2 protein-coding genes are annotated in these 2085 nt (G+C 72.6%); both read left to right on the top strand.

Going from position 1 to position 2085, the window contains the following annotated elements; genetic code table 11:
• Positions 1–89: 89 nt before the first annotated feature.
• Positions 90–1184: an ABC transporter substrate-binding protein gene (locus Q0195_RS15170; protein WP_299280043.1), complete on the top strand. Its 1095-nt coding sequence runs from the start codon at positions 90–92 to the stop codon at positions 1182–1184.
• On the top strand, positions 1181–2085 hold a 905-nt coding region (locus Q0195_RS15165; RefSeq protein ID WP_299280040.1), incomplete at its 3' end, for an iron ABC transporter permease. The genes Q0195_RS15170 and Q0195_RS15165, both read left to right, overlap by 4 nt.

Below are 2085 nucleotides of genomic sequence, written 5' to 3'. Positions count from 1 at the left end.
GCCCCCAGCCGCACCGACAGCCCACTTCCCACCGACAGCTCACGTCCCGACGGGAGCCCTGCTCCCCACCGCACGACCGGAGACACCCGATGAAGCGCACCGTCCTCACTGCCACCCTGCTCGCCTCGGCGCTCACCCTCGCCGCGTGCGGCCAGGTCGACGTGGCGGACGCCGGCGACACCGACACCGGCCGGACCGCCGACACCACCACGGCGTCCGGCGAGATCACCGTCCTCGACGACCAGGACCGCGAGGTGACCATCGACGGCCCGGTGGACCGCGCCGTGGTCACGCTGTCCTACAACAACGAGTTCGTCCAGGCCATCGGCGCGGGCGACCGCGTCGTCGGCGTCGACCGCGGCACCGTCCAGCGCGCGCCCTACCTCGGGTTCACCGAGGAGGACATCGTCGGGGAGAGCATCGGAGAGCTGAACTACGAGGCGATCGTCGCCCTCGACCCCGACGTCGCGATCATCCCGCGCAACGGCGCCTGGCAGGAGGCCTCCGAACGGCTCGAGGAGTTCGACATCCCGGTCGTCGTCGTCTCCGCGTGGGACGTCGACGTCTTCGGCGAGACCATCGACATCCTCGGGGAGGTCTTCGGTGAGCCGGAGGCCGCCGAGGAGGTCCGGGCGTTCCACGACGAGATCGTCACCACCGTCGCCGAGCGGGTCGCGGGCACCGAGCCCGTCCCGGTGTACTGGGAGACCGACCAGCCCTACATCACCGCGCTGCCCGGCTCCGGCTTCGACCAGGTCATCACCGGCGCCGGCGGCACCAACGTCTTCGGTGACATCACCGGCGGCGACGCCCAGCACGAGATCACCGTCGACCCGGCGGCCGTCGTCGAGCGCGACCCGGCCGTCATCGTCCACGAGATGCCCCCGTCGGCCGAGCCGTACGGCGCGGACGAGGTCGCCGCGATCGTCGCCGAGATCCCGGCCCGCCCGGGCTGGTCGAGCATCACCGCCGTCGCGGAGGGGGAGGTCTACGTGACCAACGGCTGGGCGACGTCGGGCCTGTCCAAGGCGATCGGCACCGCCTACCTCGCCAAGTGGCTGCACCCGGAGGAGTTCGCCGACATCGACCCCGCCGACTACCTCGAGCGCTGGGCCACCGAGTTCCAGGGCGTCACCGACTACCCGGGCGAGGCGCCCTACATCGCCGCAGGCGGTGCCCGGTGAGCCCACGCACCGCCACCGCCGTCGCCGAGCGTCCCGCCGGCCGGCTGCCCGACGACGTCCACGCCGAGGCGGGCGAGCGCACGCGCGGGCTGCGGAGGGCGCTGGGCAACCACCGGTTGCTCGTCCTCGCCGTCGCCGCGGTGCTCACCCTCCTCGTCGTCGCGGGCTCGACGGCGGTGGGTACCAGCGGGGTCTCCGTCGGTGAGGCCATGCGCATCCTGTGGCTGCGCGTCGCGGGCGGCACGATCGAGCCCGACTTCGTCCAGTCCTACAACATCGTCAGCGACCTGCGCCTGCCCCGTGCGCTGCTCGCGCTCACCGCGGGCGCCGGGCTGTCGGTGGCCGGTGCGGTGATGCAGGGGCTGCTGCGCAACCCGCTCGTCAGCCCGTTCACCCTCGGGGTCTCCCCCGCCGCGGCGTTCGGCGCCTCGCTGGCGATCCTCCTCGGCGGGGGCGGGGTCGCGTCGTCCAACCCGGTGGTCATCTTCTCCGCGCTCGTCGCGGCCGGGCTGGTCACCATGCTCGTCCTCGGACTGGCGTCCGCGCGGAAGATGGCGGTGGCCACGCTCCTGCTCCTCGGCATCGCGGTCACCCAGCTCTTCGAGGCGCTGACCGCGGGCCTGCAGTACGTCGCCAACGAGAACACCCTGCAGGCGATCGTGCGCTGGACGCTCGGCTCGGTGAACGACGCCTCGTGGACCGAGGTGCAGGTGATGAGCGCCGTCGTCGTCGTGCTCCTGCCGGTGCTCCTGTGGTTCGCCAAGGACATGAACGCCATCGCCTTCGCCGGCGACGACGCCGCCCGCTCCCTGGGCGTCAACGTCACCGTGGTGCGGGTCGGGCTCATCCTCGTCTCGGTGCTGCTCGCCTCGGTGGCGGTCTCGCTGTGCGGGGTGATCGG

Origin of the sequence: uncultured Georgenia sp. (assembly GCF_937958535.1) — a bacterium.
GTDB lineage: Bacteria > Actinomycetota > Actinomycetes > Actinomycetales > Actinomycetaceae > Oceanitalea.
Note: the sequence above shows the minus strand (reverse complement) of the source record. Positions and strands in the feature narration are given on the sequence as shown.

Excerpts from the sequence above, each read along its gene's own strand:
- Q0195_RS15170 (WP_299280043.1), top strand. The coding sequence starts at position 90 with ATGAAGCGCACCGTCCTCACTGCCACCCTGCTCGCCTCGGCGCTCACC.